At 36.8% G+C, this 23408-nt stretch carries 28 protein-coding genes and 1 rRNA gene; 28 read left to right on the top strand and 1 reads right to left on the bottom strand.

What is annotated here, in order from left to right; all coding sequences use genetic code 11:
• From rrf to rsmI, 12 genes are all read left to right on the top strand, one after another.
• Positions 1 to 75 (top strand): 5S ribosomal RNA (rrf, locus tag ACP3VS_RS21205); the annotation flags it as partial.
• 110 nt (positions 76 to 185) lie between these two features.
• Positions 186 to 626, top strand: a complete 441-nt coding sequence (locus ACP3VS_RS21210; protein ID WP_099806390.1) for an SRPBCC family protein — start codon at positions 186 to 188, stop codon at positions 624 to 626.
• A gap of 185 nt (positions 627 to 811) precedes the next feature.
• Positions 812 to 2245: an aminotransferase class I/II-fold pyridoxal phosphate-dependent enzyme gene (locus tag ACP3VS_RS21215; RefSeq protein ID WP_036168042.1), complete on the top strand. Its 1434-nt coding sequence runs from the start codon at positions 812 to 814 to the stop codon at positions 2243 to 2245.
• Between the two features lie 18 nt (positions 2246 to 2263).
• On the top strand, positions 2264 to 2893 hold the full coding sequence (gene tmk, locus ACP3VS_RS21220) for a dTMP kinase (RefSeq protein WP_031416090.1): 630 nt from the start codon (positions 2264 to 2266) through the stop codon (positions 2891 to 2893).
• 162 nt (positions 2894 to 3055) lie between these two features.
• On the top strand, positions 3056 to 3385 hold the full coding sequence (locus ACP3VS_RS21225; RefSeq protein WP_004229230.1) for a cyclic-di-AMP receptor: 330 nt from the start codon (positions 3056 to 3058) through the stop codon (positions 3383 to 3385).
• A 131-nt stretch (positions 3386 to 3516) separates the two neighbouring features.
• Positions 3517 to 3957 carry a YaaR family protein gene (locus ACP3VS_RS21230; protein WP_025116337.1) on the top strand — a complete coding sequence of 147 codons (441 nt, stop codon included), beginning with the start codon at positions 3517 to 3519 and terminating at the stop codon, positions 3955 to 3957.
• A gap of 296 nt (positions 3958 to 4253) precedes the next feature.
• Positions 4254 to 5258 (top strand): DNA polymerase III subunit delta', encoded by a 1005-nt coding sequence (gene holB, locus ACP3VS_RS21235; protein ID WP_012291863.1) that lies wholly within the window; start codon positions 4254 to 4256, stop codon positions 5256 to 5258.
• Positions 5251 to 6066, top strand: a complete 816-nt coding sequence (locus ACP3VS_RS21240; RefSeq protein ID WP_012291864.1) for a PSP1 domain-containing protein — start codon at positions 5251 to 5253, stop codon at positions 6064 to 6066. The genes holB and ACP3VS_RS21240 overlap by 8 nt, the downstream gene beginning before the upstream one ends.
• A 27-nt stretch (positions 6067 to 6093) precedes the next feature.
• Positions 6094 to 6450: a DNA replication initiation control protein YabA gene (yabA, locus tag ACP3VS_RS21245; protein WP_025116340.1), complete on the top strand. Its 357-nt coding sequence runs from the start codon at positions 6094 to 6096 to the stop codon at positions 6448 to 6450.
• Between the two features lie 63 nt (positions 6451 to 6513).
• The gene (locus tag ACP3VS_RS21250; RefSeq protein WP_012291866.1) at positions 6514 to 7263 is read left to right on the top strand and encodes a tRNA1(Val) (adenine(37)-N6)-methyltransferase; all 750 of its coding nucleotides are present in this window, start codon (positions 6514 to 6516) and stop codon (positions 7261 to 7263) included.
• Complete coding sequence (locus tag ACP3VS_RS21255) at positions 7247 to 7510, top strand: GIY-YIG nuclease family protein (RefSeq protein WP_031416093.1); 264 nt, start codon at positions 7247 to 7249, stop codon at positions 7508 to 7510. The genes ACP3VS_RS21250 and ACP3VS_RS21255 overlap by 17 nt, the downstream gene beginning before the upstream one ends.
• Positions 7507 to 8382 carry a 16S rRNA (cytidine(1402)-2'-O)-methyltransferase gene (rsmI, locus tag ACP3VS_RS21260; RefSeq protein WP_012291868.1) on the top strand — a complete coding sequence of 292 codons (876 nt, stop codon included), beginning with the start codon at positions 7507 to 7509 and terminating at the stop codon, positions 8380 to 8382. The genes ACP3VS_RS21255 and rsmI overlap by 4 nt, the downstream gene beginning before the upstream one ends.
• A gap of 186 nt (positions 8383 to 8568) precedes the next feature.
• On the opposite strand, the gene ACP3VS_RS21265 is transcribed toward rsmI, so the two are convergent.
• On the bottom strand, positions 8569 to 8847 hold the full coding sequence (locus ACP3VS_RS21265) for an AbrB/MazE/SpoVT family DNA-binding domain-containing protein (RefSeq protein WP_004229214.1): 279 nt from the start codon (positions 8845 to 8847) through the stop codon (positions 8569 to 8571).
• A gap of 334 nt (positions 8848 to 9181) precedes the next feature.
• Between ACP3VS_RS21265 and metG the strand changes: the two genes are divergently transcribed.
• The 16 genes from metG to ACP3VS_RS21345 all read left to right on the top strand — a co-directional run bounded on the left by metG (position 9182) and on the right by ACP3VS_RS21345 (position 23395).
• Positions 9182 to 11173, top strand: a complete 1992-nt coding sequence (gene metG, locus ACP3VS_RS21270; protein WP_426389897.1) for a methionine--tRNA ligase — start codon at positions 9182 to 9184, stop codon at positions 11171 to 11173.
• Between the two features lie 253 nt (positions 11174 to 11426).
• Positions 11427 to 12197, top strand: a complete 771-nt coding sequence (locus ACP3VS_RS21275) for a TatD family hydrolase (protein ID WP_036168048.1) — start codon at positions 11427 to 11429, stop codon at positions 12195 to 12197.
• A gap of 135 nt (positions 12198 to 12332) precedes the next feature.
• A complete protein-coding gene (locus tag ACP3VS_RS21280) occupies positions 12333 to 13544 on the top strand; it encodes a G5 and 3D domain-containing protein (protein ID WP_031416099.1) in 1212 nt (403 codons plus the stop codon).
• A 194-nt stretch (positions 13545 to 13738) separates the two neighbouring features.
• Positions 13739 to 14305: a ribonuclease M5 gene (gene rnmV / locus ACP3VS_RS21285; protein WP_012291873.1), complete on the top strand. Its 567-nt coding sequence runs from the start codon at positions 13739 to 13741 to the stop codon at positions 14303 to 14305.
• Positions 14298 to 15179, top strand: coding sequence for a 16S rRNA (adenine(1518)-N(6)/adenine(1519)-N(6))-dimethyltransferase RsmA (rsmA, locus tag ACP3VS_RS21290; RefSeq protein ID WP_031416101.1), 882 nt, complete (start codon positions 14298 to 14300; stop codon positions 15177 to 15179). The genes rnmV and rsmA overlap by 8 nt, the downstream gene beginning before the upstream one ends.
• Before the next feature lie 156 nt (positions 15180 to 15335).
• On the top strand, positions 15336 to 15596 hold the full coding sequence (veg, locus tag ACP3VS_RS21295; RefSeq protein WP_004229199.1) for a biofilm formation stimulator Veg: 261 nt from the start codon (positions 15336 to 15338) through the stop codon (positions 15594 to 15596).
• Positions 15597 to 15711: 115 nt separating this feature from the next.
• On the top strand, positions 15712 to 15891 hold the full coding sequence (locus ACP3VS_RS21300) for a small, acid-soluble spore protein, alpha/beta type (protein WP_025116349.1): 180 nt from the start codon (positions 15712 to 15714) through the stop codon (positions 15889 to 15891).
• A gap of 219 nt (positions 15892 to 16110) precedes the next feature.
• A complete protein-coding gene (gene ispE, locus ACP3VS_RS21305; RefSeq protein ID WP_031416102.1) occupies positions 16111 to 16977 on the top strand; it encodes a 4-(cytidine 5'-diphospho)-2-C-methyl-D-erythritol kinase in 867 nt (288 codons plus the stop codon).
• Positions 16978 to 17033: 56 nt separating this feature from the next.
• A complete protein-coding gene (gene purR, locus ACP3VS_RS21310) occupies positions 17034 to 17867 on the top strand; it encodes a pur operon repressor (protein WP_012291877.1) in 834 nt (277 codons plus the stop codon).
• Entirely contained in the window at positions 17864 to 18238 is a 375-nt protein-coding gene (locus ACP3VS_RS21315; protein ID WP_207889560.1) for a RidA family protein, read from the top strand. The genes purR and ACP3VS_RS21315 overlap by 4 nt, the downstream gene beginning before the upstream one ends.
• A gap of 224 nt (positions 18239 to 18462) precedes the next feature.
• Positions 18463 to 18765 (top strand): septation regulator SpoVG, encoded by a 303-nt coding sequence (gene spoVG / locus ACP3VS_RS21320; protein WP_031416105.1) that lies wholly within the window; start codon positions 18463 to 18465, stop codon positions 18763 to 18765.
• Between the two features lie 270 nt (positions 18766 to 19035).
• Positions 19036 to 20406 carry a bifunctional UDP-N-acetylglucosamine diphosphorylase/glucosamine-1-phosphate N-acetyltransferase GlmU gene (gene glmU, locus ACP3VS_RS21325; protein ID WP_031416107.1) on the top strand — a complete coding sequence of 457 codons (1371 nt, stop codon included), beginning with the start codon at positions 19036 to 19038 and terminating at the stop codon, positions 20404 to 20406.
• Between the two features lie 24 nt (positions 20407 to 20430).
• Entirely contained in the window at positions 20431 to 21390 is a 960-nt protein-coding gene (locus tag ACP3VS_RS21330; protein WP_012291882.1) for a ribose-phosphate diphosphokinase, read from the top strand.
• Positions 21391 to 21653: 263 nt separating this feature from the next.
• Positions 21654 to 22250: a 50S ribosomal protein L25/general stress protein Ctc gene (locus ACP3VS_RS21335; RefSeq protein WP_012291883.1), complete on the top strand. Its 597-nt coding sequence runs from the start codon at positions 21654 to 21656 to the stop codon at positions 22248 to 22250.
• Positions 22251 to 22403: 153 nt separating this feature from the next.
• Positions 22404 to 22964, top strand: coding sequence for an aminoacyl-tRNA hydrolase (gene pth / locus ACP3VS_RS21340; RefSeq protein ID WP_031416108.1), 561 nt, complete (start codon positions 22404 to 22406; stop codon positions 22962 to 22964).
• Between the two features lie 203 nt (positions 22965 to 23167).
• A complete protein-coding gene (locus tag ACP3VS_RS21345) occupies positions 23168 to 23395 on the top strand; it encodes an anti-sigma-F factor Fin (protein WP_008180264.1) in 228 nt (75 codons plus the stop codon).
• Positions 23396 to 23408 lie beyond the last annotated feature (13 nt).

Raw genomic sequence — 23408 nt, forward strand, 5'->3', positions numbered from 1 at the left:
GAACACGGAAGTTAAGCTCTTTAGCGCCGATGGTAGTTGGGGGCTTCCCCCTGTGAGAGTAGGACGTCGCTAGGCAATTGTAACCGCTGAGATATATCTCGGCGGTTTTTATTTTTGTCTGTCTTTGTAAGCATAAAAAATGGTAAGATTAAATGGTAAAGATTGGACAAGGGGGATGAAATAAAGTGGCAACAGGACTATATACTAGTGAAGCAATTAATATACAGAGGGAAAAGTTAGAGAGCTTTATTCAAAATAGAGAAAAGTGGGCTGTTTTAATACCAGGTTATTTGCATCATGAATTGCTAAATGAAAATAATATGATTTGGGTCTTTCAAGGTGACTTCGGCATCATTCAAAAAGCTGTGAAAGTGGAACTTCAAATGAAATCTTTAGAGCCGCATCAAGTCTTATTTGATTTAGTTGGCTTATCAGATCCGATAAATGGTGATGGCTTATTTGAAATTAAACAGCATCAAGATGAATCACTCCAACTTACAGGTAGCTTAACAATGAAGGCCAGTGGTTTTTTATCGGGAATGGTGAATCCGGTATTAGAAAAATTTGTTCCACAATTGGTGGAGCAACTCGTTCGACAAATGGCCGTGACGGTAGCAAAAGAATAAAAGTTTCATTTATAAAGGGTGGAGAGCCGATTATTGCAGAAGGGGCGATGGTCGGTTTTTTTAATAGTAAGGCATTATATTGAAAAATTATAATTTTACCTGTAAATATAGAGCATCTTGCTGAGAGATGACTTTTTTATCGCGTTATAATCTCGTATAATTAGGTGAGAATATAACGAAAATGGGTGTTTGTTTTGCAAAAGAAAAAGCCGATTATAGAGGGATTAGAACGTTTTCGACAACAACAAAATATTTCTTTTCATGTCCCAGGCCATAAGCATGGCGAACTGTCTCACCTTCCACAAGCATTTAAGGATGTTATGCGTTATGATGTAACAGAATTATCGGGGCTGGATGATTTGCATTATCCTGAGGAAATGATCTTAGAAGCAGAACATTTATTAGCTGATACATACGGAGCGATGAAAAGTTTCTTTTTGGTTGGTGGTTCTACTGTTGGAAATTTAGCAATGATTTATGCTACTTGTCAAAAAGGTGATACTATTATTGTTCAAAGGAATGCACATAAATCTATTTTTCATGCCATCGAACTTGTTGGAGCCAAGCCTATTTTCGTGTCACCAATATGGGATGAACGAACATTAACGGCAACACATGTTACTTTTCTAGATTTAAAGGAAGCTGTAGAAAATTATTCAGAGGCGAAAGCAGTTGTATTAACATATCCTACTTATTATGGGGTAACCTCTAATGAGATACAGCAACAAATTACTTATTGCCATGAAAAGGGGATCCCTGTATTGGTGGATGAAGCACACGGCGCTCACTTTCAGGCATGTTCCTTATTTCAACCGTCTGCTTTGTCCCTTGGGGCTGATGTTGTCGTACAATCAGCGCACAAAACACTACCTGCAATGACGATGGCTTCCTTTATGCACGTGAGATCGGAGTTAATAGGCGCTGACAAAATCCATCACTATTTACGTATGCTACAATCTAGTAGCCCATCTTATGTGCTATTAGCGTCTCTAGATGATGCTCGCTATTATGTACAGACATATATGGAGAGTGATGGTGCATATATAATAGAAAAAAGGAATCAATGGATTGAAGCTCTACGATCAATAGGCTCTTTGGATGTAATTGAGGTAGATGATCCTCTCAAATTACTTTTACGTGTCAAAGGTTATAGTGGCTTTCAATTACAAGAGGCACTAGAGGCAAAGCAAGTCTATGGGGAGCTTGCTGATAGGAATCAAGTTTTATTCATATTACCATTACTCAAGCAAGGACATACCTATCCATTTGCTGAAATAAGAGTGCGAATAAAGGAAGCCGTAACATTGCTATTAGAAGCAGCAAAGACAGATAACATCAAGGCTTCTCAAACAGCTTATAAGTTTGTACAACTGACAGAGCCTGTTTATACTTTCGATGAGATGGCATCTTTAAATAAAGAATGGTTACCATATATGCGAACTATAGGACGAATATCAGCAAGTATGATTATTCCTTATCCACCTGGCATTCCATTGCTAGTACCAGGTGAAAGAATAACAGTAGCAAAATTAAGTCAATTAGAAGAACTGCTAGCAGCAGGTGCAACATTTCAAGGTAATCACCGTTTAACAGAAAAAATGATTCAGGTCATTAAATAGTTGGAGGCAATTAACAGCATGAATAGCAATTTATTTATAACATTTGAAGGTCCAGAGGGAGCAGGGAAAACAACAGTCATTCAAAAGATAGCAGAGCGGTTAGCCGAAAAAAATATTGATGTTCTAGCTACAAGAGAGCCTGGTGGAATTGAAATTGCAGAAAAAATAAGAACCATTATTTTAAATCCTGCGCATACAGCAATGGATGAAAGAACAGAAGCGTTGTTATATGCTGCAGCAAGAAGCCAGCATTATTTTGAAAAGGTTCGACCTGCTTTAGATGCTGGGAAATTGGTGATATGTGATCGTTTTATCGATTCCTCTTTAGCTTATCAAGGTTATGCAAGAGGGATAGGTATTGATGAGGTGCTTTCTATTAATGAATTTGCTATCGGTAAGAAATTACCTGATATGACGATATTATTCGATATTGCACCAGAAGTAGGTTTAGCTCGTATTTATGCAACGGGTAATCGCGAAGTAAATCGTTTAGATGTTGAAAGTTTACCATTTCATCAAAAGGTGCATGAAGGATATTTACTACTCGTTGAGCGTTACCCAGAACGTATACGTATGGTGAATGCTGACCAAGATATTGATAGTGTTGTGGAAGAAGTATGGTCATTATTATTGAAAGCAATACAGTAAATGCATGAAGTTGTCTATAACAATGTGATATAATGATACTATCCATTATTTTATTTTCAGTTGGATTATTAATAGTGGAAGTATTAAAAGTTTATACATGCTAAAGTTTAGGAATAATATTGAAACCTATTTAGGTTAATTTTATAAAAGGGGTGAGTGCGAATGAAGTTAGTCGTAGCTGTAGTGCAAGATCAGGATAGCAGCCGCTTATCGAATGCTTTAACGAAAAATCAGTTTCGCGCAACTAAATTAGCGAGCACAGGAGGATTTTTACGTTCAGGAAATACGACGTTTCTTATAGGAACTGAAGACTCTCTCATACCCAAACTTTTAGATATTATTCGGGATAATTGTCGTGCTCGGGAGCAGATGGTTGCGCCAGTTTCTCCATTAGGAGGAAATGCTGATTCCTATATTCCTTACCCTGTGGAGGTTGAGGTAGGAGGAGCCACTGTCTTTGTTTTACCAATCGAGCAATTCCATCATTTTTAAAAAAAGGGCCTCCTTATAAATATTAGGGTTCACTGTTTAAAAGACAGAATCATGATTAGGATTTAACCAATTGTTATCCTAAGACAATCATGCAGAGGAGAATAGATAAAGATCGTGGGGGCGAAACAAGTTTGAAAATTAATCAAGATATACGCGTCGGGTTAAATACAAATCGCAAAGAGCCACTACAAAATAATAATCAAAATAACCGATTTGGAGATATGGTCGTCAAGCAAGGTACTAAGCTGCAAACTGAACAATTAACAAGATTGTTAGGAGATATATCTACTGCAGGTGACCGAGTTGCGAGATCCCGTAATTTACGAGAACTAGCTAGGTTTAAAATGCTAGTAAAACGATTTCTACAAGAGACAGTAGAACATGGTATGGAGTTAAAGCAATCGCATACTTGGAATCGTTTCGGTGAAGGAAGACGTTTAAAAATCATTGATACTATTGATACGCGTCTTGTCGAACTTGCACAGGATATTTTAGACGAAGAAAAAGAAGCGATTGACCTCCTTGATAAAATCGGTGAGATTAAAGGCTTACTAATTAACTTATATATGTAAAACCCGTGTCTCATTCTCCTATAGGCGCGGGCTTTTTTCGAATTTTACCTTCATTGAGTAGTAAACCCATGATCAATTAAATACCAAACAGGAGTTTAAATACCAATCATTCATTTTTGAGTCAAGAATATCTGCTAATTAAGAATGCGGTGTTTATCTGCCCAAATATGAGGAGACTTTGGCAATTTTACGCAAAAAGCAATCGCCAATAATGAACTACTGCAATGTTTCTATAGAAAGTTAGAAGTGGGAACAGTCCCACCCTTATAATAGAAACAGGAAGGAATTTTAAATATATGGCCAAGAATGTTGAAGAGCTATTCGTGCTACAACCAGTCGTAATGAAGCAACTTCAAACGATTTTTGACAAAAATAGATTAGCACATGCGTACATTTTCGATGGAGAAAAAGGGACAGGCAAAGCAGATATTATGCACTTTTTTGTCAAACTAATGCTGTGTGAGCACCCAAATGAAAATGTTCCATGTGAAACATGTCGAAATTGCAGACGTGTTGATTCGGGAAATCATCCTAATATTCATCAAATTTATCCAGAGGGTCAATTTATTAAGATTGACCAGATGCGAGAATTAATTGGTGAAATGAAAATGATGGGTGTAGAAGAGGGGCGCAAAATTTACGTTCTTCATCATGCAGATCGTCTCAATACTGCCTCTGCCAATATGATACTTAAATTTTTAGAGGAGCCGGATGGAGAGGTTACTGCTATTTTAATTACAGAGCAAATGCAATCCATACTACCAACAATTCGCTCTCGTTGCCAACACATAAAATTCCAAAAAATGCCCCGTCATGTTTTATTACAGCATTTACAGGGAAATAATATTTCGCACTCAATGGCTTCAACTGTAAGTATGATGACGAACGAGCTCGAAATGGCAATCTCTTTAGCAAGTGATGAGCAGTTTGCACTCGCTCGAAAAACAGTGTTAAAATTAGTAGAAGCTATTCGGCAAAATGTACATGAGGCTATGCTTATTGTACACGAGGAGTGGTTACCACACTTTAAAGAAAAAAGCGAAATGGAGCAAGCATTGGATTTACTACTATTTGCTTACCGTGATATAGTGTCAATAAAAGCTAATCCCGAGGCAGCTTGTACTTATCCAGACATGTTACCACTATTCAAAGAAATCGCGTTATATTCCACTTATGAGCAATTGTCTAAGCAAATGGAATCTATTTTACAGGCGCGTGCCTCTTTACAGCGTAACATGAATAGGACGTTATTGATGGAGCAGTTAATGCTAAATCTGCAGGAGGGATATACATTTGTATAATGTAGTAGGAGTCCGCTTTAAAAAAGCGGGTAAAATATATTATTTTGATCCGGCATCATTTCTATTAGAAGATAGTCAATATGTTATTGTTGAGACAGCACGAGGCGTTGAATATGGTAAAGTGGTTGTCCCTCAAAAAGTAGTAGGTGATAATGATGTTGTATTACCACTTAAACAAGTACTTCGACCAGCTGATGATCGTGATCGTATCCAAGTAGAAGAAAATGCGGCTGAGTCAAAACGAGCATTTGAACTTGCAAGTACTAAAATTATAGAACATAATCTAGAAATGAAGCTTGTAGATGTTGAGTATACATTTGATCGTAATAAAATCATTTTTTATTTTACAGCTGAAGGACGAGTTGACTTCAGGGATCTTGTAAAAGATTTAGCTTCGGTATTTAGAACACGTATAGAACTTCGCCAGATCGGTGTTCGTGATGAAGCAAAGTTATTAGGGGGCATTGGGCCTTGTGGTCGTATGCTATGTTGCTCCACATTTTTAGGAGATTTTGAGCCAGTTTCTATAAAAATGGCTAAAGATCAAAACTTATCTTTAAATCCTTCAAAAATATCAGGACTTTGCGGACGTTTAATGTGTTGTTTAAAGTATGAGAATGATGAGTATGAAGAGGCAAAAGAGGGTATGCCAGATTTAGGTGAAGTAGCTATGACACCAGATGGCCGCGGTAAAGTTGTAGGTTTAAATGTGCTGGAAAGACTTGTTCAAGTATATTTACAAGAGCAGGAGCGCACAGTTGAGTATACACTAGAAGAACTGCTAGCATGCGAAAAAAATCTTATATAAGATAGAGAATTTAACGAGGTGGCTTGGGTGAAGGACCGTAATTTCTTAGATACCGTTATGGAGTTCGAACAACAGCTCGAAGCAATGCAGGAGCAATTTGGTGCATTGAAACAATTTGTAGCGTTAATGATGGAAGAGCATAAGGCACTTGAAACAGAAAATCATCATCTTCGCACACGTCTAGAAGAACTACTTTCTAATACACACTCCGTACAAGCTGCTGAAGTAAAGAAAGAGAGTCCGCTAGATATAGGTGAAGGTTATGATAACCTAGCTCGTCTATACCAGGAAGGTTTCCATGTTTGTCATGTTCATTTTGGAAGCTCCCGTAAAGGTGAAGATTGTCTGTTTTGTCTATCATTTTTAAATAAACAAAATGTATAATCGAAGGCTGATTCCCACCGAGGTGGTATCAGTCTTTTCTTTTGTAGCATAGGAGGAATTAGCATGGAAAAATGGCTAAAAGATGATGAACGTCTAGACTATTTGTTGGCTGAGAATTTACGTATTATTCAAAGTCCATCTGTCTTTTCATTCTCATTGGATGCAGTATTACTTTCAAAGTTTGTCAATATTCCTTATCATAAAGGAAATATTGTGGATTTATGTTCGGGAAATGGCGTAATCCCTCTCTTTTTAAGTGTACGAACGAAAGGTCAAATAACAGGAGTTGAGCTTCAGCCACGTCTGTTGGATATGGCAGAGAGAAGTATTCGCTATAATCAATTAGAGAATCAAATTCAAATGATTCTTGGAGATGTGAAAGAAATTCCGAAACAACTGGGCATTGAAAAATACGATGTCGTTACGTGCAATCCCCCTTATTTTTTAGCACATGAAGCAAGTGATAAAAATCTTAGTGAACATCATGCCATTGCGCGACATGAACTCTATTTAACATTAGAAGAGGCGATTCAATCAGCAAGTAAATTATTAAAGCAAGGTGGTAAGGCAGCATTTGTGCATCGACCAGGTCGATTATTAGATATAGTCACTGCCATGCGTGCAAATCGTTTAGAGCCAAAAAGAATGCAGCTTATTTATCCGAAAGAAGGAAAAGAGGCGAATACATTATTAATAGAAGGAATAAAGGATGGAAAGCCTGATTTGAAAATATTACCACCATTGTATGTCTATAAAAACAATAATGAATACACAGCAGAAGTGAGAGAGATTCTTTATGGAAAAGAGCAATAATCACTATTTTTATGTGCTAGAATGTGCGGATCAATCGTTGTACGCAGGCTATACAAATAATGTAGAAAAGCGTGTAGCTGTACATAATGCTGGTAAAGGGGCAAAATATACAAGAGCTAGAGGGCCAGTAAAGTGTATTTATAAGGAAGAGTATGAAACGAAAGAAGAGGCAATGCGCGCCGAATATGCTTTTAAGCAACTTACAAGAACACAAAAAATAATGTATATAAGGAGGGGTGAATCGTGAAATCACAAAAAAGTACAATACACGATCAGACAGGATGTTTATATCTTGTAGGGACACCTATTGGAAATTTAGAGGATATTAGTGTGCGAGCGCTCCGTATTCTAAAAGAAGTGGATATTATTGCAGCCGAAGATACTAGAAATACCAGAAAATTATGCAACTACTTTGAAATCGAAACACCTTTAATGAGCTATCATGAACATAATCTAGCAGTAGGTGGGGAAAAATTATTAACTTTCCTACAGGAAGGGAAGACCATTGCATTAGTGAGTGATGCAGGTTTGCCTTGTATTTCTGATCCTGGTGCAGATATAGTTGAAAAAGCAATTGCTCAAAACTTTCCGGTTGTGCCTATACCAGGTCCAAATGCAGCAATAACAGCATTAATTGCTTCTGGATTAACGCCACAGCCATTTTTCTTTTATGGATTTTTGAATCGTGGAAAAAAAGAACGTCGCCAGCAATTAGAACTGTTAAAAAAACGACAAGAAACGATTTTGTTATATGAAGCACCTCATCGAATAAAGGAAACATTAAAAGATATGGAAGCTATTCTCGGAAATCGTCGTATTGTTTTAGCGCGAGAGCTGACTAAGAAATTCGAGGAATTTTTGCGTGGTACTCTAGCAGAAGCTGTAGAATGGTCGCAAGCAGAAGAAATACGTGGGGAATTTTGTATTGTCATTGAGGGGAATCAGCAAGTAGAAGAGGAAGATTCTGAAGAGGCTTATTGGCATACACTGTCTATTATCGAACACGTGGATTATATCATTGAACAAACGGATGTAAGTTCTAAAGAAGCCATTAAAGAAGTAGCCAAACAACGGCAACTTGCGAAGCGAGATGTCTATAACGAATATCATAAACAATGACGATCAAGAGTTACCTTTGGGTAGCTCTTGATTTTTTAATTTGATAACAAATGTAAATAATAGTAATCTTAAAGATAAAGGTCAGATCTGGACATTATAAGGGGGTCAGAATTTGGGTATAGTAAATAATATATACGTTTACATTAAAAACACCTAAATCACTGTATTGATTTAGGTGTGTAAACATTATTTTTTTAAGTTTGATTGAATTTCTTTTACTAACATTTCTGCGCCTTCTGGACTTAAAATTAATTTGCCTCCAACTAGACGGAAGTTATCATCAGAAACTTCACCAGTAACAGCACATGTCATATTAGGCATATATTTTTTTAAGATGATTTTATCATCATCCACATAGATTTCTAAAGCATCCTTTTCAGCAATACCTAGTGTACGACGTAATTCGATAGGTATAACTACACGTCCTAACTCATCGACTTTACGTACAATTCCTGTTGATTTCATAATAGTTTTCCTCCTAATTTATATAAGTTATATTGGCATTTCGTCAAATTTCGACATTATTTCTTTGTCTGATAGTTATCATACCAAGTAATGCCATAAACGTCAATTAATTAATGCACTAATATTATGGTTTTAAAAAAAATTTTTTGAGAAGAATGCTGTTATTTCTGTTTTTTTAAAAGGTTTTTAATAAATATTTTTGATTATAGTAAAAAAGGTTCTTATTTAAGTCAGTAAATGGATTAAATATATTATTCGACAATTTTCGCGAATGATAAACTTTCATTGAAACGAATTTCGTACTTCGTTAGAATAGAAAGTATATTGTAAAACAATGGAGGCAGTTCTTGTGAGTGAACAAAAGAAAACATTCTATATAACAACACCCATTTACTATCCAAGTGGGAAGTTTCATATTGGTACGGCATATACAACGGTTGCATCAGATGCGATAGCACGCTATAAACGTTTACGTGGCTATGATGTTCGTTTTTTGACAGGGATGGACGAGCATGGACAAAAAATTCAAGAAAAGGCAGCAGAAGCTGGCAAGCATCCTCAAGATTATGTCAATGAAATTGCAGAGTCTGCGAAAAAGCTTTGGGCGTTAATGGATATTACTTACGATGATTTTATACAAACAACGCAAGAACGACATACAAAAGCTGTCGAAAAGATATTCCAAAAGTTTTTAGATAATGGTGATATTTATAAAGGTGAATATGAAGGCTGGTATTGTACACCATGTGAGTCATTCTTTACAGAGACTCAATTAGTAGATGGGAATTGTCCAGACTGTGGTCGACCTGTTCACAAAGTAAAAGAGGAATCGTACTTCTTTAATATGAAGAAATACGCTGATCGTTTATTAGCTTATTATGAAGAAAACCTTGTATTTATTGAACCAGAGTCTCGAAAAAATGAAATGATCAATAACTTTATTAAACCAGGATTAGAAGATTTATCAGTATCGAGAACATCCTTTGACTGGGGCATCAAAGTACCTGGGGATGCTAAACATGTTATCTATGTATGGGTAGACGCATTAACGAATTATATTACATCTCTAGGGTATCTTTCAGATGATGAAACATTGTTCAATAAATATTGGCCAGCAGATGTGCATGTAGTAGGAAAAGATATCGTTCGCTTCCATACGATTTATTGGCCAATTTTCTTAATGGCTTTAGATTTACCATTACCGAAAAAGGTTTTTGCACATGGTTTTATTATGATGAAAGACGGGAAAATGTCTAAATCTAAAGGTAATGTCATTTATCCAGAAATGTTAATTGAGCGTTATGGTCTTGATGCGACACGATATTTCCTTTTACGTGAATTACCTTTCGGTTCTGATGGTGTATTCTCACCAGAATCATTTATTGAACGAACAAATTTTGATCTTGCAAATGATTTAGGAAATTTATTAAACCGTACTATTTCAATGATTAACAAATATTTTGATGGAATTATTCCTTCAGAGAATCTTCAATCGACAGAATTTGATGCTGCATTAAAAGAGCAGGCTGAGTCAGTACGTATTAAATATGAAGAAAGTATGGAAAAAATGCAATTTAGTGTGGTATTAGCAGACCTATGGACATTAGTATCACGTACGAATAAATATATAGATGAAACACAACCATGGGTATTAGCAAAAGAAGAGGCGGATAAACCAAAATTAGGTACAGTAATGCGAAATTTGGCAGAGAGTTTACACCAAATTGCTGTCATGTTACAACCATTTATGACAACAACGCCTAAACGTATGATGGAACAGCTTGGTTTAGATGACAAATTCTTAGCATGGGATACAATTGAAACATTCGGCAATACTATTCCAGCAAACATTAAAGTGGTAGAAAAAGGGATACCTATTTTCCCTCGCTTGGAAAGCGAAGTTGAAATTGCTTATATTCGTGAAGAAATGCGTGGTTCAGTAAAAACCTCACAAGAAGAAGAAGTTAATAGTGGGACAAAGAGTGATGAGAATCCAGAAATTCCTGAAATTACTATTGACGATTTCATGAAAATTGATTTGCGTGTTGCGACTGTAACTGCATGTGAAACGGTCCCAAAAGCTGATAAATTATTAAAGCTTCAGGTGGATCTAGGATATGAGCAACGTCAAGTAGTTTCAGGCATTGCGAAATTTTATTCCCCAGATGAATTAATTGGTCAAAAAGTGATTGTGGTAGCAAATTTAAAGCCAGTTAAATTACGTGGTGAATTATCACAAGGTATGATCCTAGCTGGTGAAAAAGATGGGATTTTGAAATTAGCATCTGTAGATTCAAAACTTGAAAATGGTGCAAAAGTAAAGTAACAAACGAAGAATGGCCTGCTGAATAGATATTATTCAGCAGGCTTTTCAAATCGGTCAGTTGAATTCGCCTTATTGTTATTTCAAAATAATTTATTAGCTGTAAAAATAATGGTTTTTTAGGCATATAGAACCAATGCGAGCTTTGTCGATTAAGTGGAATGTCACAATCCCGAATGGTTTGTAACAAATTTGTAATGCTTACGAAAAATATGAAATAATAAATTTTAATAAAATCATTGTTAGGAGAATGAAGATGTTTATTGATACACATGTACATTTAAACGCAGATCAATACGAGGAAGACCTTCAAGAGGTAATCAATAGAGCCCTAGAAGCTAAAGTAGAAAAAATGGTGGTTATAGGTTTTGATCGTAAAACCATTGAAAGAACTATGGAGCTGATAGAGCAATTTGATTTTATTTACGGTGTTATTGGTTGGCATCCAGTAGACGCCATTGATTGCACTCAGGAAGATTTAGAGTGGATTGAGGAATTAGCAGCACATCCAAAAATAGTCGGTATTGGTGAAACTGGTTTGGACTACTATTGGGATAAATCACCAAAGGATGTTCAACAGGTAATTTTCCGCAAACAAATACAGTTAGCGCAAAAGATAAATTTACCAATTATTATTCATAATAGGGATGCAACAGGGGATGTTGTAAAAATTTTACGTGAAGAAAATGCAGCATCTGTAGGAGGTGTGATGCACTGCTTTAGTGGGAGTGTAGAAACAGCACGGGAATGTATTGCTATGAATTTTATGATTAGTCTTGGGGGTCCCGTGACATTCAAAAATGCACGATTGCCAAAAGAAGTGGCTACGGAGATTCCTCTTGAGCACTTGATGATTGAAACAGATGCCCCTTATTTAGCGCCACATCCTTATCGTGGAAAGCGCAATGAACCCGCTTTTGTGCCTTTAGTGGCAGAAGAAATTGCACGTTTGAAAGGGTTGACTATCGAGGAAATTGCACAAGCAACTACCGACAATGCGAAAAATTTTTTTGGGATTGACAGTTAACTAGCTAAGATGCCTCCAATACAGGGTTTCTGGTTGGCAAAGACGAAGAAGTCAATTTTCAGAGAAATACTTTCGGGTTGACAGTGCCAAAACTAGTCCGTATAATCCAACCTTGTATTAAGGAGGCGTTTTTTCATGTCAAATAATTCCATGAAAAACTTGTTCTTAGGATCATTGAGGAGTAAGCAAACAGTGATAAGAATTATTTCACTTGTCCTGTTTGTATCTGTAATCTCTTTCGTGCTTTACCAAGGTACGAAAAAAGCCGTAAAGCTTGAAGCAAATGGAGAAACAATCGAAGTATCCACACATGCCAAAACTGTAGAACAATTATTACAAGATCAAAATATAGATGTAGCAGAGCATGACAAAATATCACCCTCTCTGAACACCAAAATTGTTAATGGCTTAGCAATTCAATGGGAACAGGCAAAAGAAGTAACAATTTCAGTTGATGGAAATCAGTCAAAAGTATGGACAACTGAAACACTAGTGAAAGACATTTTGAAGGAAGCGAATATTGAAGTATCTAAACATGACACTTTAGCACAAGGTCTAGATACTGAACTAGGCGCAGAAAACAAAATCGATATTCAAAGAGCGTTTCAATTAACGCTTGTCGATGGCGTAAACAAAAGACAAGTATGGTCCACTTCGACTACGGTCGCTAACTTTTTAAAACAACAAGGAATTCAGTTAAATGAATTCGATCGTGTCGAAAATAACCTGGAGGACGTTATTACTCCGGCGAGTAAAATCACAGTAGTTCGCGTAGAAAAGGTTATCGATGTAGTGGAAGACTCTTTAGATTTCGCAGTTGAAAAGAAGCGAGATGCTTCATTGCAAAAGGGGAAAGAAAAGGTAGTGGCAACAGGCGAGAAAGGTTCGGTTTCTCGTACGTATGAGGTTGTCAAAGAAAATGGGAAGGTTGTAGCGAAAAATCTACAATCTGAGGCAGTTTTAAAAGAGCCAAAAAAACAAGTAGTTGCAGTTGGAACTAAAACTGTAGTTGCAAGCGCGGCAACTGTATCACGTGGTTCTGCAGAGCCTGCAAGCGGTAAGGAGTTCTATGTAACGGCAACAGCCTATACACCATATTGCAACGGTTGCTCTGGTACATCAGCAACTGGTATAAACTTACGTTCAAATTCTAACTTGAAGGTGGTAGCAGTTGACCCTTCTGTTATTAAGCTAGGCTCAAAAGTTTGGGTTGAAGGGTATGGGACAGCTATTGCTGGAGATACTGGTGGTGCAATTAAGGGTAATAAGATCGATATACTTGTACAAACAGATGCCCAAGCACGTAACTGGGGACGTAAAAAAGTGCGTATTAAAGTATTAAATTAAAAAAATTGTAAAATAAATCAAAATGTTTTTCACTAAGGGCTTTCCTGTTTTGACTGGCGGGGAAGCTTCTTTTTTTATTTTTAGTGCCCAAGCAGTGGTATAAGTATAGGTACGTGTAAGTCTTGTATTCCTGTACAAACTGTATCATGCAGTTGTAAAATGGTCAGAAGATAAGGTAGAAAAGAGGAGCCTTTTTGCAAATAAAAGAAATTATTGTGGTTGAAGGAAAAGATGATACGACAGCTATTAAGCGAGCTGTACAAGCAGATACTATCGAAACAAACGGTTCTGCTATATCTGAAGAGACGCTGAAACGGATCCAGCATGCGCAGGAAAAGCGTGGAGTTATTGTATTTACTGATCCTGATTATCCAGGACGTCGAATACGTGCCATTATTGAGGAGCGTGTTAAAGGGGTCAAGCACGCATTTTTACCGAAAGCAAAAACGATTGCTAAGAATGGCAAAGGATTAGGAATTGAGCACGCTGCAGATGACGATATTCGTGAAGCGCTACGTCTTGTCTATACCCCTCATCTTGAGGAACCAAACGAAGATGATATAACACTAGAGGATTTAATGACAGCCCGTTTAATTGGACATCCCCAGTCAAAGCATAGGCGTGATCGTCTCGGTGAATTATTGAATATAGGTGCTACAAATGGTAAGCAGCTCCATAAAAGATTAAAAATGTTTCAAATTACAGAAAAGCAATTTGGTGCCGCAGTCGCACAGCTAGATCAGGAGGAAAATGATGCATAAGGATATTGCAACACCAATTCGAACGCAGGAAATTTTAAAAAAATACGGATTCTCGTTTAAAAAAAGCTTAGGACAGAACTTTTTAATTGATCCAAACATATTAAGAAATATAGTTAGTCATGCCAATCTAACAGAGAATAGTGGGGCAATTGAAGTTGGTCCAGGTATTGGGGCATTAACTGAGCATTTAGCGAGAAGTGCTAAAAAGGTCGTTTCCTTTGAAATTGATCAACGACTATTACCAGTATTAGAGGATACACTAAGTCCATACAATAATGTGTCTATTGTCCACTCTGACATATTAAAGGCTGATGTTGCTAAAGTGATTGCAGAGGAAATGCCAGGAATTGAAGATATTATGGTTGTAGCCAATTTACCGTATTACGTAACTACACCAATCCTAATGAAATTATTGAATGATCGATTACCAATCCGTGGTTTCGTTGTCATGATGCAAAAAGAAGTGGCAGATCGTATAACGGCTAAACCAGGAACGAAGGAATATGGATCATTATCAATTGCGATTCAATATTACGTGAAGGCAGACATTGCTATGACAGTCCCTAAAACGGTTTTCATGCCACAGCCTAACGTCGACTCTGCTGTAATCCGCCTTATCAAGCACGATGAACCGCCAGTAAAGGTAATTAATGAGGATTTTCTATTTGTCGTGACGCGTGCCTCTTTCGTACAGCGTAGAAAAACGATTTATAATAACCTACAAGCTGGTTTACCGAATGGTAAAACCCAAAAGGACTTCATTCTAGAAGCCTTAGCTGCTGCTAATATAGAACCAACACGTCGTGGTGAAACTTTAACAATTCAAGAGTTTGGAAAATTAGCAGATGCGCTTTATCCCGTATTTGCAAAGTGAAAAATTTTGTTAACATTTTTTCTAAGATGTAAAAAAATATATATTTTTTATAAAAAATAAGTTGACAAGATTTATTAGGTGCTGATAAAATATTATATTTTGTTGACATTTTTGGGCGATTCGCTTATACTAGTTATTAGTGAGGTGTAAGCGAAAATGCCAAAAACTTTAGCGGACATTAAAAAGTCGTTGGATTGTCATTTGGGTAAACGTTTGCAATTAAAAGCAAACGGTGGTCGCAAGAAAACGGTTGAGTGTGCAGGGATATTACGTGAGACATATCGCGCCATCTTTGTAGTTGAACTCGATCAAGAAGACAATACGTGCAAGCGCGTATCGTATAGTTACACAGATATTTTAACTGAAGCAGTAGAGATTACATTTTTAGACGAAGCAAAGGCTGCTGTCGCAAAATAGTTTCTAGTACTTATTTCTATATTTTTGAAACACTCATGTATGTTAAAAACTACATGAGTGTTTTGCGTTTTCATGGGGCATACTAATGTGGTCAGTTGTTAAAGGAGGAGTTTATATGCCTAGAAAGGGTATCATGTCACCTCGATTAAAAGAAGAGATCGCAAAAGAACTTGGATTTTATGATGTTGTGCAAAAGGAAGGCTGGGGCGGCATAAAAGCTCGAGATGCTGGTAATATGGTCAAGCGTGCCATTGAAATGGCTGAGCGAGCAAGTAATGAGCAAGAGCGTAAGTAGACTATTTCTAATAAAATAGACGACTTATTAAGTTTCATTCAGCAAGGATGAAAATCCTTACTGACACAACAAATACAGCTGACGAGAGAGAACCGTTACTCTGAACAGGGTAAACGGTTCTTTTTTTCCATTTTCGTAATCTCAGTATGGTAAAATAAAATGAATAAACTTGTGCGAAAAGGAATTGTTTATATGTGTAGCTATAAGGGAGGAAGAAAGATGCTTTATGTAAAGGCGCCTGCAAAAATTAATTTAACATTAGATGTACTTTATAAAAGACCAGATAATTTTCACGAAGTTGAGATGGTTATGACAACTGTCGATTTAGCTGATCGTATCAGTCTTGAATCTCGAGAAGATGGTGTAATCCAAATAATTTCAACGGATAATTTTGTACCGAATGATCATCGTAATTTTGCTTACCAGGCAGCGCGTCTCATTAAAGATACATATGGCATTAAACAAGGTGTATCCATTACTATTGAAAAAGAAATCCCAATCGCTGCTGGGCTTGCCGGTGGTAGTAGTGATGCAGCTGCTACACTAAAGGGTCTTAATGAACTTTGGAATTTAGGATTATCGATAGATGAATTGGCTGAACTAGGTGCTAAAATCGGTTCAGATGTATCATTTTGTGTCTATGGTGGCACGGCACTTGCCACAGGACGTGGAGAAAAAATAAAGGAAATTCCTGCGCCTCCTAACTGCTGGGTAGTATTAGCAAAACCTAAAATTGGTGTATCCACTGCTGAAGTATATGGAGGTCTTAAGGTTGAAGGACTGGAACATCCTAATACGAAGCAAATGATACAGGCTATTGAAACGAAGGATTATGAGCTGTTATGTTCATCATTAGGGAATGTTTTGGAAACTGTAACATTTAAGCTACATCCAGAAGTCATCATGTTAAAGGAACAAATGAAACGCTTTGGAGCAGATGCTACATTAATGAGCGGAAGCGGTCCTACTGTATTTGGGCTAGTGGATAGTGAGGCTCGTGTCAGTCGTATTTATAATGGTTTACGTGGTTTTTGTGAAGAAGTTTATGCAGTAAGAATATTGGGAGAGCGAAATACGCTTGCCTAGAAACGCAAATTTGTGTTAATTTTACCTATAAATATTCGTGTTTAGGAGAGGGTCGCATGAAATGGAAACGTAGTGAACGACTAGTTGATATGACGTACTATTTACTAGAACATCCACATCAGCTGATCCCGCTAACTTATTTTTCAGAACTATATCAATCTGCGAAGTCATCCATTAGTGAGGATTTAACGATTGTAAAAGAAACTTTCGAAGAAAAAGGAATCGGGTTATTGATGACAGTGCCGGGCGCTGCAGGAGGAGTGAAATATATTCCTAAAATGTCCGAGGCAGAGGTACGTTCAGTTATTCAGGATTTAAAGGCAGAGCTTGAGCATTCAGATCGCTTATTGCCTGGTGGTTACTTGTTTATGACAGACTTATTAGGGAACCCAGATTTAATTAACCGAGTAGGGAAGGTTTTTGCCTCTGCTTTTGCAGATCAACAGATTGACGTCATAATGACGGTAGCAACTAAGGGAATATCTATAGCACATGCCATTGCAAGACATTTAAATGTGCCAGTAGTTGTTGTGCGAAGAGATAGTAAAGTAACAGAAGGTTCTACAGTAAGTATTAATTATGTGTCTGGTTCTTCCAGAAGAATTCAGACAATGGTATTATCAAAAAGAAGCATGAAGAGTGGGCAACGTGTCTTGATTACCGATGATTTTATGAAAGTCGGCGGTACTATGAATGGCATGAAAAATTTATTAGAAGAGTTTGATTGTCAATTAGCTGGCATTGCAGTGCTGGTTGAGGCGGAGCATGCGGACGAAACGTTAGTAGACGATTACTATTCACTTGTAAAGCTTCATGAAGTGAACGAAAAAGATCGAACAATTGCATTAAGTGAAGGTAACTATTTTTCTAAAAGGGGACATGACAAATGAGAGTAGTAGCAACATCAAATGCACCAGCAGCAATTGGGCCATATTCACAAGGTATTAGTGTGAACGGTATATTTTATAGTTCTGGACAAATTCCATTAACAGCTACAGGTGAATTAGTCGAAGGGGATATTACTGTACAAACAAATCAGGTATTCGCTAATGTAAAAGCAGTATTAGAGGCAGCGGGAACATCTTTAGAAAATGTTGTAAAGACTACAGTGTTTATGAAGGATATGAACGACTTTGTCGCAATGAATGAAGTATATGCAAGTCACTTTGGTGAGCATAAGCCTGCTCGTTCGGCTGTAGAAGTAGCTCGACTTCCAAAGGATGTAAAAGTAGAAATCGAAGTTATTGCTATTGTTAAATAAAGAATAAATTCATGAAGCCCACTATTAAGAGCATTCGTTCTGTTTAGAGGGCTTTTTTTTATTGGTGACAAACAATTGTCAAAAATTCCGTAAATAAGAAAAAATATTATTCTCATAAGTATTCAAATTTTTTAGAAAATTTGATAGACTATAAAAAGGAAAATATTCGGTAATTAAGAATATGGTAATTTTATTTAGGCATCCAAGAGAGAGGTGGTGAGAAAATGGAAGTTACTGATGTGAGATTACGTCGGGTGCAGACGGATGGTCGCATGCGTGCGATTGCTTCCATTACACTTGACAATGAGTTTGTTGTTCACGATATTCGTGTAATTGATGGAAATACTGGGTTGTTTGTAGCCATGCCAAGTAAACGAACGCCAGATGGTGAATTTAGGGATATCGCTCATCCAATTAATTCTGACACTCGTAATAAAATTCAGGAGATTATTTTAAACGCCTATCATAACTCTAGTGAATTAGAAGAAACGGATAAAGAAGAAGAATTAGAGAGTATGGGTGTATAGTTAAAAGGTAATAACTTACTATTTAAGAAGTTATTATAATCTAAAGTTGGTTTTATGGGTAAGAATTTTAAGAACTCTTCAAATTTGAAGAGTTCTTTTTATTTTGATAAAAAGAGAAAACCAGCAGTTTTACGATATACTTCATGACATTCGAGCAGAAGGTGCAGTGGATTTTGGAATTCATCTTTTTGTCAACTCTACATGCCTTGAAAATAGATGAATTATGCTATATAGTCATAAGAGAAAATGAGCGTATTGGAGGACTTACAGATGAGCAATATTTTTGCTGTCATTTTGGCTGCAGGTCAAGGTACACGTATGAAGTCCAAATTATATAAAGTGCTCCATCCAGTTTGTGGGAAACCGATGGTACAACATGTGGTGGATCATATTCAAACGTTAGATGTCAATCGCATTGTAACGGTTGTTGGACATGGTGCAGAAAAAGTGCAACAACAGCTTGGAGATAAAAGTGAGTATGTTCTTCAAGCCGAACAGTTAGGGACAGCACACGCTGTTCAACAAGCTGAGGGAATACTGGGGAATGAAGAAGGAACAACTTTAGTTGTGTGTGGTGATACACCGCTAATTCGCCCCGAAACTATGCAGGCTCTATTTGAGCATCATCAGGCAAAGAAGGCTAAAGCAACAATTTTAACTGCAATTGCGGAAAATCCAACTGGCTATGGACGTATTTTACGTAGCGAGAACGGGCAAGTAGAGCAAATTGTTGAACAAAAGGATGCTTCAGCAGCACAGCAATTAGTAAAAGAAATAAACACGGGCACCTACTGCTTTGATAACAAGTTGCTATTTGAAACTTTGAAATTAGTGAAGAATGACAACGCTCAGGGTGAATACTATTTACCAGATGTTATTGAAATTCTACAAAAGCAAGGTGATATTGTAGAAGCATACGTGACAGATGATTTTGAAGAAACACTTGGTGTCAATGACCGTGTTGCCTTATCACAGGCCGAGACATTAATGCGAGCTAGAATTAATGAAAAGCATATGCGTAATGGTGTGACAATTATCCACCCTGAAACGACATATATTAGCGCGGAAGCTGTTATTGGAAGTGATACTGTCATTCAACCAGGTTGTATGATAGAAGGAGCCACTGTAATCGGAGAAGATTGCAACATTGGCCCAAATACTCAAATTGCAGATAGCCGTATTGGAGATCGTACGACGGTGCATTCTTCTGTTGTACGTGAAAGCGCTATTGCGGAAGATACAGCCATTGGACCATTTGCTCATATTCGACCACTATCAGACATCGGTAGCCATGTGAAAATTGGTAACTTTGTAGAAGTGAAGAAAAGCAAGCTAGGTAATGACACAAAAGTATCGCATTTAAGCTATATTGGTGATGCTGAAATTGGCAGTAACGTCAATGTTGGCTGCGGTTCCATTACAGTTAACTATGATGGGAAAAATAAGTTCAAAACAATTATTGAAGATGATGTATTTGTAGGATGTAATACTAACTTAGTAGCGCCAGTGAAAGTTGGAAAAGGTTCATTTATTGCAGCAGGTTCTACAATTACAAAAGAAGTACCTGAAGATGCACTTGCAATTGCTCGTGCAAGACAAGAAAACAAACCTAATTATGTAAGCAAATTAAATTCAAAATAATTATCAACTAAACAGGAGGCCATCATGCCGTATCATTATGCAAACTCACAATTAAAAATATTTTCTCTAAATTCAAATAACCCACTAGCTCAAGAAATTGCGCAAGAAATGGGTGTAGAATTAGGGAAATCTTCTGTTAAGCACTTCAGCGATGGAGAAGTTCAAATTAGCATTGAAGAAAGTATTCGTGGTTGTGATGTGTTTATCGTGCAGTCAACTTCTGCACCAGTAAACGAACATTTAATGGAGCTTTTAATTATGGTAGATGCAGTTAAACGTGCATCTGCTCGTACAGTAAACGTCGTAATGCCTTATTATGGTTATGCACGCCAAGATCGTAAAGCAAAAGCGCGTGAACCAATTACAGCTAAATTAGTGGCAAACCTACTCGAGACAGCTGGTGCAACACGAGTGATTGTATTAGATTTACATGCACCTCAAATTCAAGGTTTCTTCGATATCTTAATTGACCACTTAATGGCAGTACCATTATTATCTGATTACTTCAAATCTAAAGGTATTCCAGAAGATGAAATCGTTATTGTTTCACCAGACCATGGTGGGGTAACACGTGCTCGTAAAATGGCTGAACGATTAAAAGCACCAATTGCAATTATTGACAAGCGACGTCCAAAACCAAATGTTGCAGAAGTTATGAACATTGTGGGTAATGTTGATGGTAAAGTGGCAATCTTGATTGATGATATTATTGACACTGCAGGTACAATTACGATCGGTGCTGATGCATTACGTGCTGCGGGTGCAAAAGAAGTGTATGCTTGCTGTTCTCACCCTGTACTATCTGGCCCAGCTATCGAACGTATCGAAAACTCTTCTATTAAAGAATTAGTCGTGACAAATACAATTCAGCTTGCGGAAGATAAAAAATCTCCAAAAATTACAGAGCTTTCTGTAGCTAAATTAATGGCTGATGCAATTTCTCGCGTTTACGAAAACAAATCTGTAAGTACTCTATTCGATTAATCATAAAGATATTATATAAAGGGCAAACCTATCTTTTTAGATGGATTTGTCCTTTTTTCTTTATTTAAGCAAAGGAAAGGGTTTATTATGTGTGAATCTCCTAATAAAGGGGTATAATAGTAAATGTGTCTTCATAATATTTACACTACTTTAACTAATAGAGGTAAATATTATTATAGCCTTTAACAAAACAGTCACAAAATGAGGAGTGGCTAATTGTTGATAAGGCGTAAATAATTTTCTTGGAAGGGGAATAAAGAGGTATGAGTACAGTATTAAGTGTTACAAAGCGCGAAACTGGGCATCGTTCGACATTAACCCAACTTAGAAAAGGGGGAGCCATTCCTGCAGTTATTTACGGCTATAAGCTAGATTCAACCCCAATTTCTATTTCTGCAAAAGAATTTAAGAAATCCATTCAAAAAAATGGGCAAAACAGTGTGTTTTCACTAGATTTAGAGGGGAAAAAAGTGAATGTGGTTGTATCAGAAGTACAGCAATGTTCATTAAAAGATGAAGTTAATCATGTAGACTTTTTAGCAATTAATATGGCGGAGGAATTAGAGGTAGATGTGCCAATTAAATTAATTGGTCAGTCAGTTGGAGTGAGTGAAGGCGGTATTTTAATGCAGCCTAACTTAGAATTAAAAGTGAAGGTAAAACCAGCTGAATTACCTGATTCCATTGAAGTTGATATCTCATCATTAAAAGTAGGGGAATCTCTGACAGTGGCAGAGATTCGACATCAAACGCCTGTAGAAATTATTAGTGAAGATGATTATCTATTAGTAACGATTGTAGCTCCTGTTTCGGCAGAGCAAGAAGAAGTTTCAGCGAGTGTAGAAGAAGAGCAAGTGTAAAATAAATTATTTTTCAGGCTAGTAGGAAAGCTAAAAACTTTCTTGCTAGCTTTTTTTGTAAGTTTAATGGGATTTAGTAATTGTTCAAAATGCTTTCTAGGCATGTGGTATGGTAAAATAATGACTATTAGATTTGAAAGAAGAGAGGTACTTATGAAAATTATCGTTGGTTTAGGAAATCCGGGTAAACCGTATGAGCATACTAGACATAATATTGGTTTTGATGTGATCGATGCGTTAGCAGAAAAATGGGGGACGCCTTTAACAAATTCAAAATTTAATGGTATGTATACAACTGTTCATCGACCTGAGGGAAAGGTTCTACTTGTTAAGCCTTTAACATATATGAATTTATCAGGGGAATGTGTAGGTCCCTTAATGGATTATTTTGATATTGATGTGGAAGATCTAATTGTTATATACGATGACTTAGATTTGGAAACTGGGAAATTGCGCTTGCGTCAAAAAGGAAGTGCGGGTGGTCACAATGGCATTAAGTCCTTAATTCAACATTTAGGGACACAGGAATTTAATCGAATCCGGGTAGGTATTAGTCGCCCACCTGCTGGCATGAAGGTTGCAGATTATGTATTAGGAAAGTTTTCAAAAGAAGATCAGGTTTCTATGAATGAAGCTATTGAAAAGTCTGTAAATGCTGTAGAAGTATCTCTTTCAAAGCCGTTTCTTGATGTGATGAATCATTTTAACAAGTAAAGTCGCGGAATTTAGTTAAAATATTTGGATATAAAAGTCTAAGTTAAGCTCATGCTTATATGGATAAGTCTTTCCTATAAGCAAAAATTAATTCTCTAATTTTTAAGTTCATACAATGCTGAAGACATCAAGAAAGCGCATAATCCGATTTATAAATGTCTATACTTTAAGTAGAAAGTTGCTTAAAGGAGGATGATTTGGAGATGTCAGTTCGCTATCGATGTCGACATTGTGAAGTAGAAATAGGGACACTACCATTTGATGCAGATGATACAATTCGAAAACTACATATTTTCGAATTGGGAGAAGCCGATGATTATGTTGAGAAAGATCAGCATGGACATACGACTGTGCACTGTATTTGTGAGCAATGTGAGGATTCGCTGAGACAATATCCAGATTATCATGCACTCAATAAATGGATTCAATAATTGGAAGGATGCT

Source organism: Lysinibacillus sp. VIII_CA (genome assembly GCF_049943995.1).
Classification (GTDB): domain Bacteria; phylum Bacillota; class Bacilli; order Bacillales_A; family Planococcaceae; genus Lysinibacillus; species Lysinibacillus pinottii.

Coding starts and splice junctions, on each gene's coding strand:
- ACP3VS_RS21250 (WP_012291866.1), top strand. CDS start 6,514: ATGGAAAAATGGCTAAAAGATGATGAACGTCTAGACTATTTGTTGGCT.
- ACP3VS_RS21280 (WP_031416099.1), top strand. CDS start 12,333: ATGTCAAATAATTCCATGAAAAACTTGTTCTTAGGATCATTGAGGAGT.
- spoVG (WP_031416105.1), top strand. CDS start 18,463: ATGGAAGTTACTGATGTGAGATTACGTCGGGTGCAGACGGATGGTCGC.
- ACP3VS_RS21300 (WP_025116349.1), top strand. CDS start 15,712: ATGCCTAGAAAGGGTATCATGTCACCTCGATTAAAAGAAGAGATCGCA.
- rsmA (WP_031416101.1), top strand. CDS start 14,298: ATGCATAAGGATATTGCAACACCAATTCGAACGCAGGAAATTTTAAAA.
- ispE (WP_031416102.1), top strand. CDS start 16,111: ATGCTTTATGTAAAGGCGCCTGCAAAAATTAATTTAACATTAGATGTA.
- ACP3VS_RS21345 (WP_008180264.1), top strand. CDS start 23,168: ATGTCAGTTCGCTATCGATGTCGACATTGTGAAGTAGAAATAGGGACA.
- ACP3VS_RS21225 (WP_004229230.1), top strand. CDS start 3,056: ATGAAGTTAGTCGTAGCTGTAGTGCAAGATCAGGATAGCAGCCGCTTA.
- metG (WP_426389897.1), top strand. CDS start 9,182: ATGGAGGCAGTTCTTGTGAGTGAACAAAAGAAAACATTCTATATAACA.
- tmk (WP_031416090.1), top strand. CDS start 2,264: ATGAATAGCAATTTATTTATAACATTTGAAGGTCCAGAGGGAGCAGGG.
- ACP3VS_RS21335 (WP_012291883.1), top strand. CDS start 21,654: ATGAGTACAGTATTAAGTGTTACAAAGCGCGAAACTGGGCATCGTTCG.
- ACP3VS_RS21265 (WP_004229214.1), bottom strand. CDS start 8,847: ATGAAATCAACAGGAATTGTACGTAAAGTCGATGAGTTAGGACGTGTA.
- ACP3VS_RS21330 (WP_012291882.1), top strand. CDS start 20,431: ATGCCGTATCATTATGCAAACTCACAATTAAAAATATTTTCTCTAAAT.
- veg (WP_004229199.1), top strand. CDS start 15,336: ATGCCAAAAACTTTAGCGGACATTAAAAAGTCGTTGGATTGTCATTTG.
- purR (WP_012291877.1), top strand. CDS start 17,034: ATGAAATGGAAACGTAGTGAACGACTAGTTGATATGACGTACTATTTA.
- pth (WP_031416108.1), top strand. CDS start 22,404: ATGAAAATTATCGTTGGTTTAGGAAATCCGGGTAAACCGTATGAGCAT.
- holB (WP_012291863.1), top strand. CDS start 4,254: ATGGCCAAGAATGTTGAAGAGCTATTCGTGCTACAACCAGTCGTAATG.
- ACP3VS_RS21255 (WP_031416093.1), top strand. CDS start 7,247: ATGGAAAAGAGCAATAATCACTATTTTTATGTGCTAGAATGTGCGGAT.
- glmU (WP_031416107.1), top strand. CDS start 19,036: ATGAGCAATATTTTTGCTGTCATTTTGGCTGCAGGTCAAGGTACACGT.
- ACP3VS_RS21315 (WP_207889560.1), top strand. CDS start 17,864: ATGAGAGTAGTAGCAACATCAAATGCACCAGCAGCAATTGGGCCATAT.
- ACP3VS_RS21275 (WP_036168048.1), top strand. CDS start 11,427: ATGTTTATTGATACACATGTACATTTAAACGCAGATCAATACGAGGAA.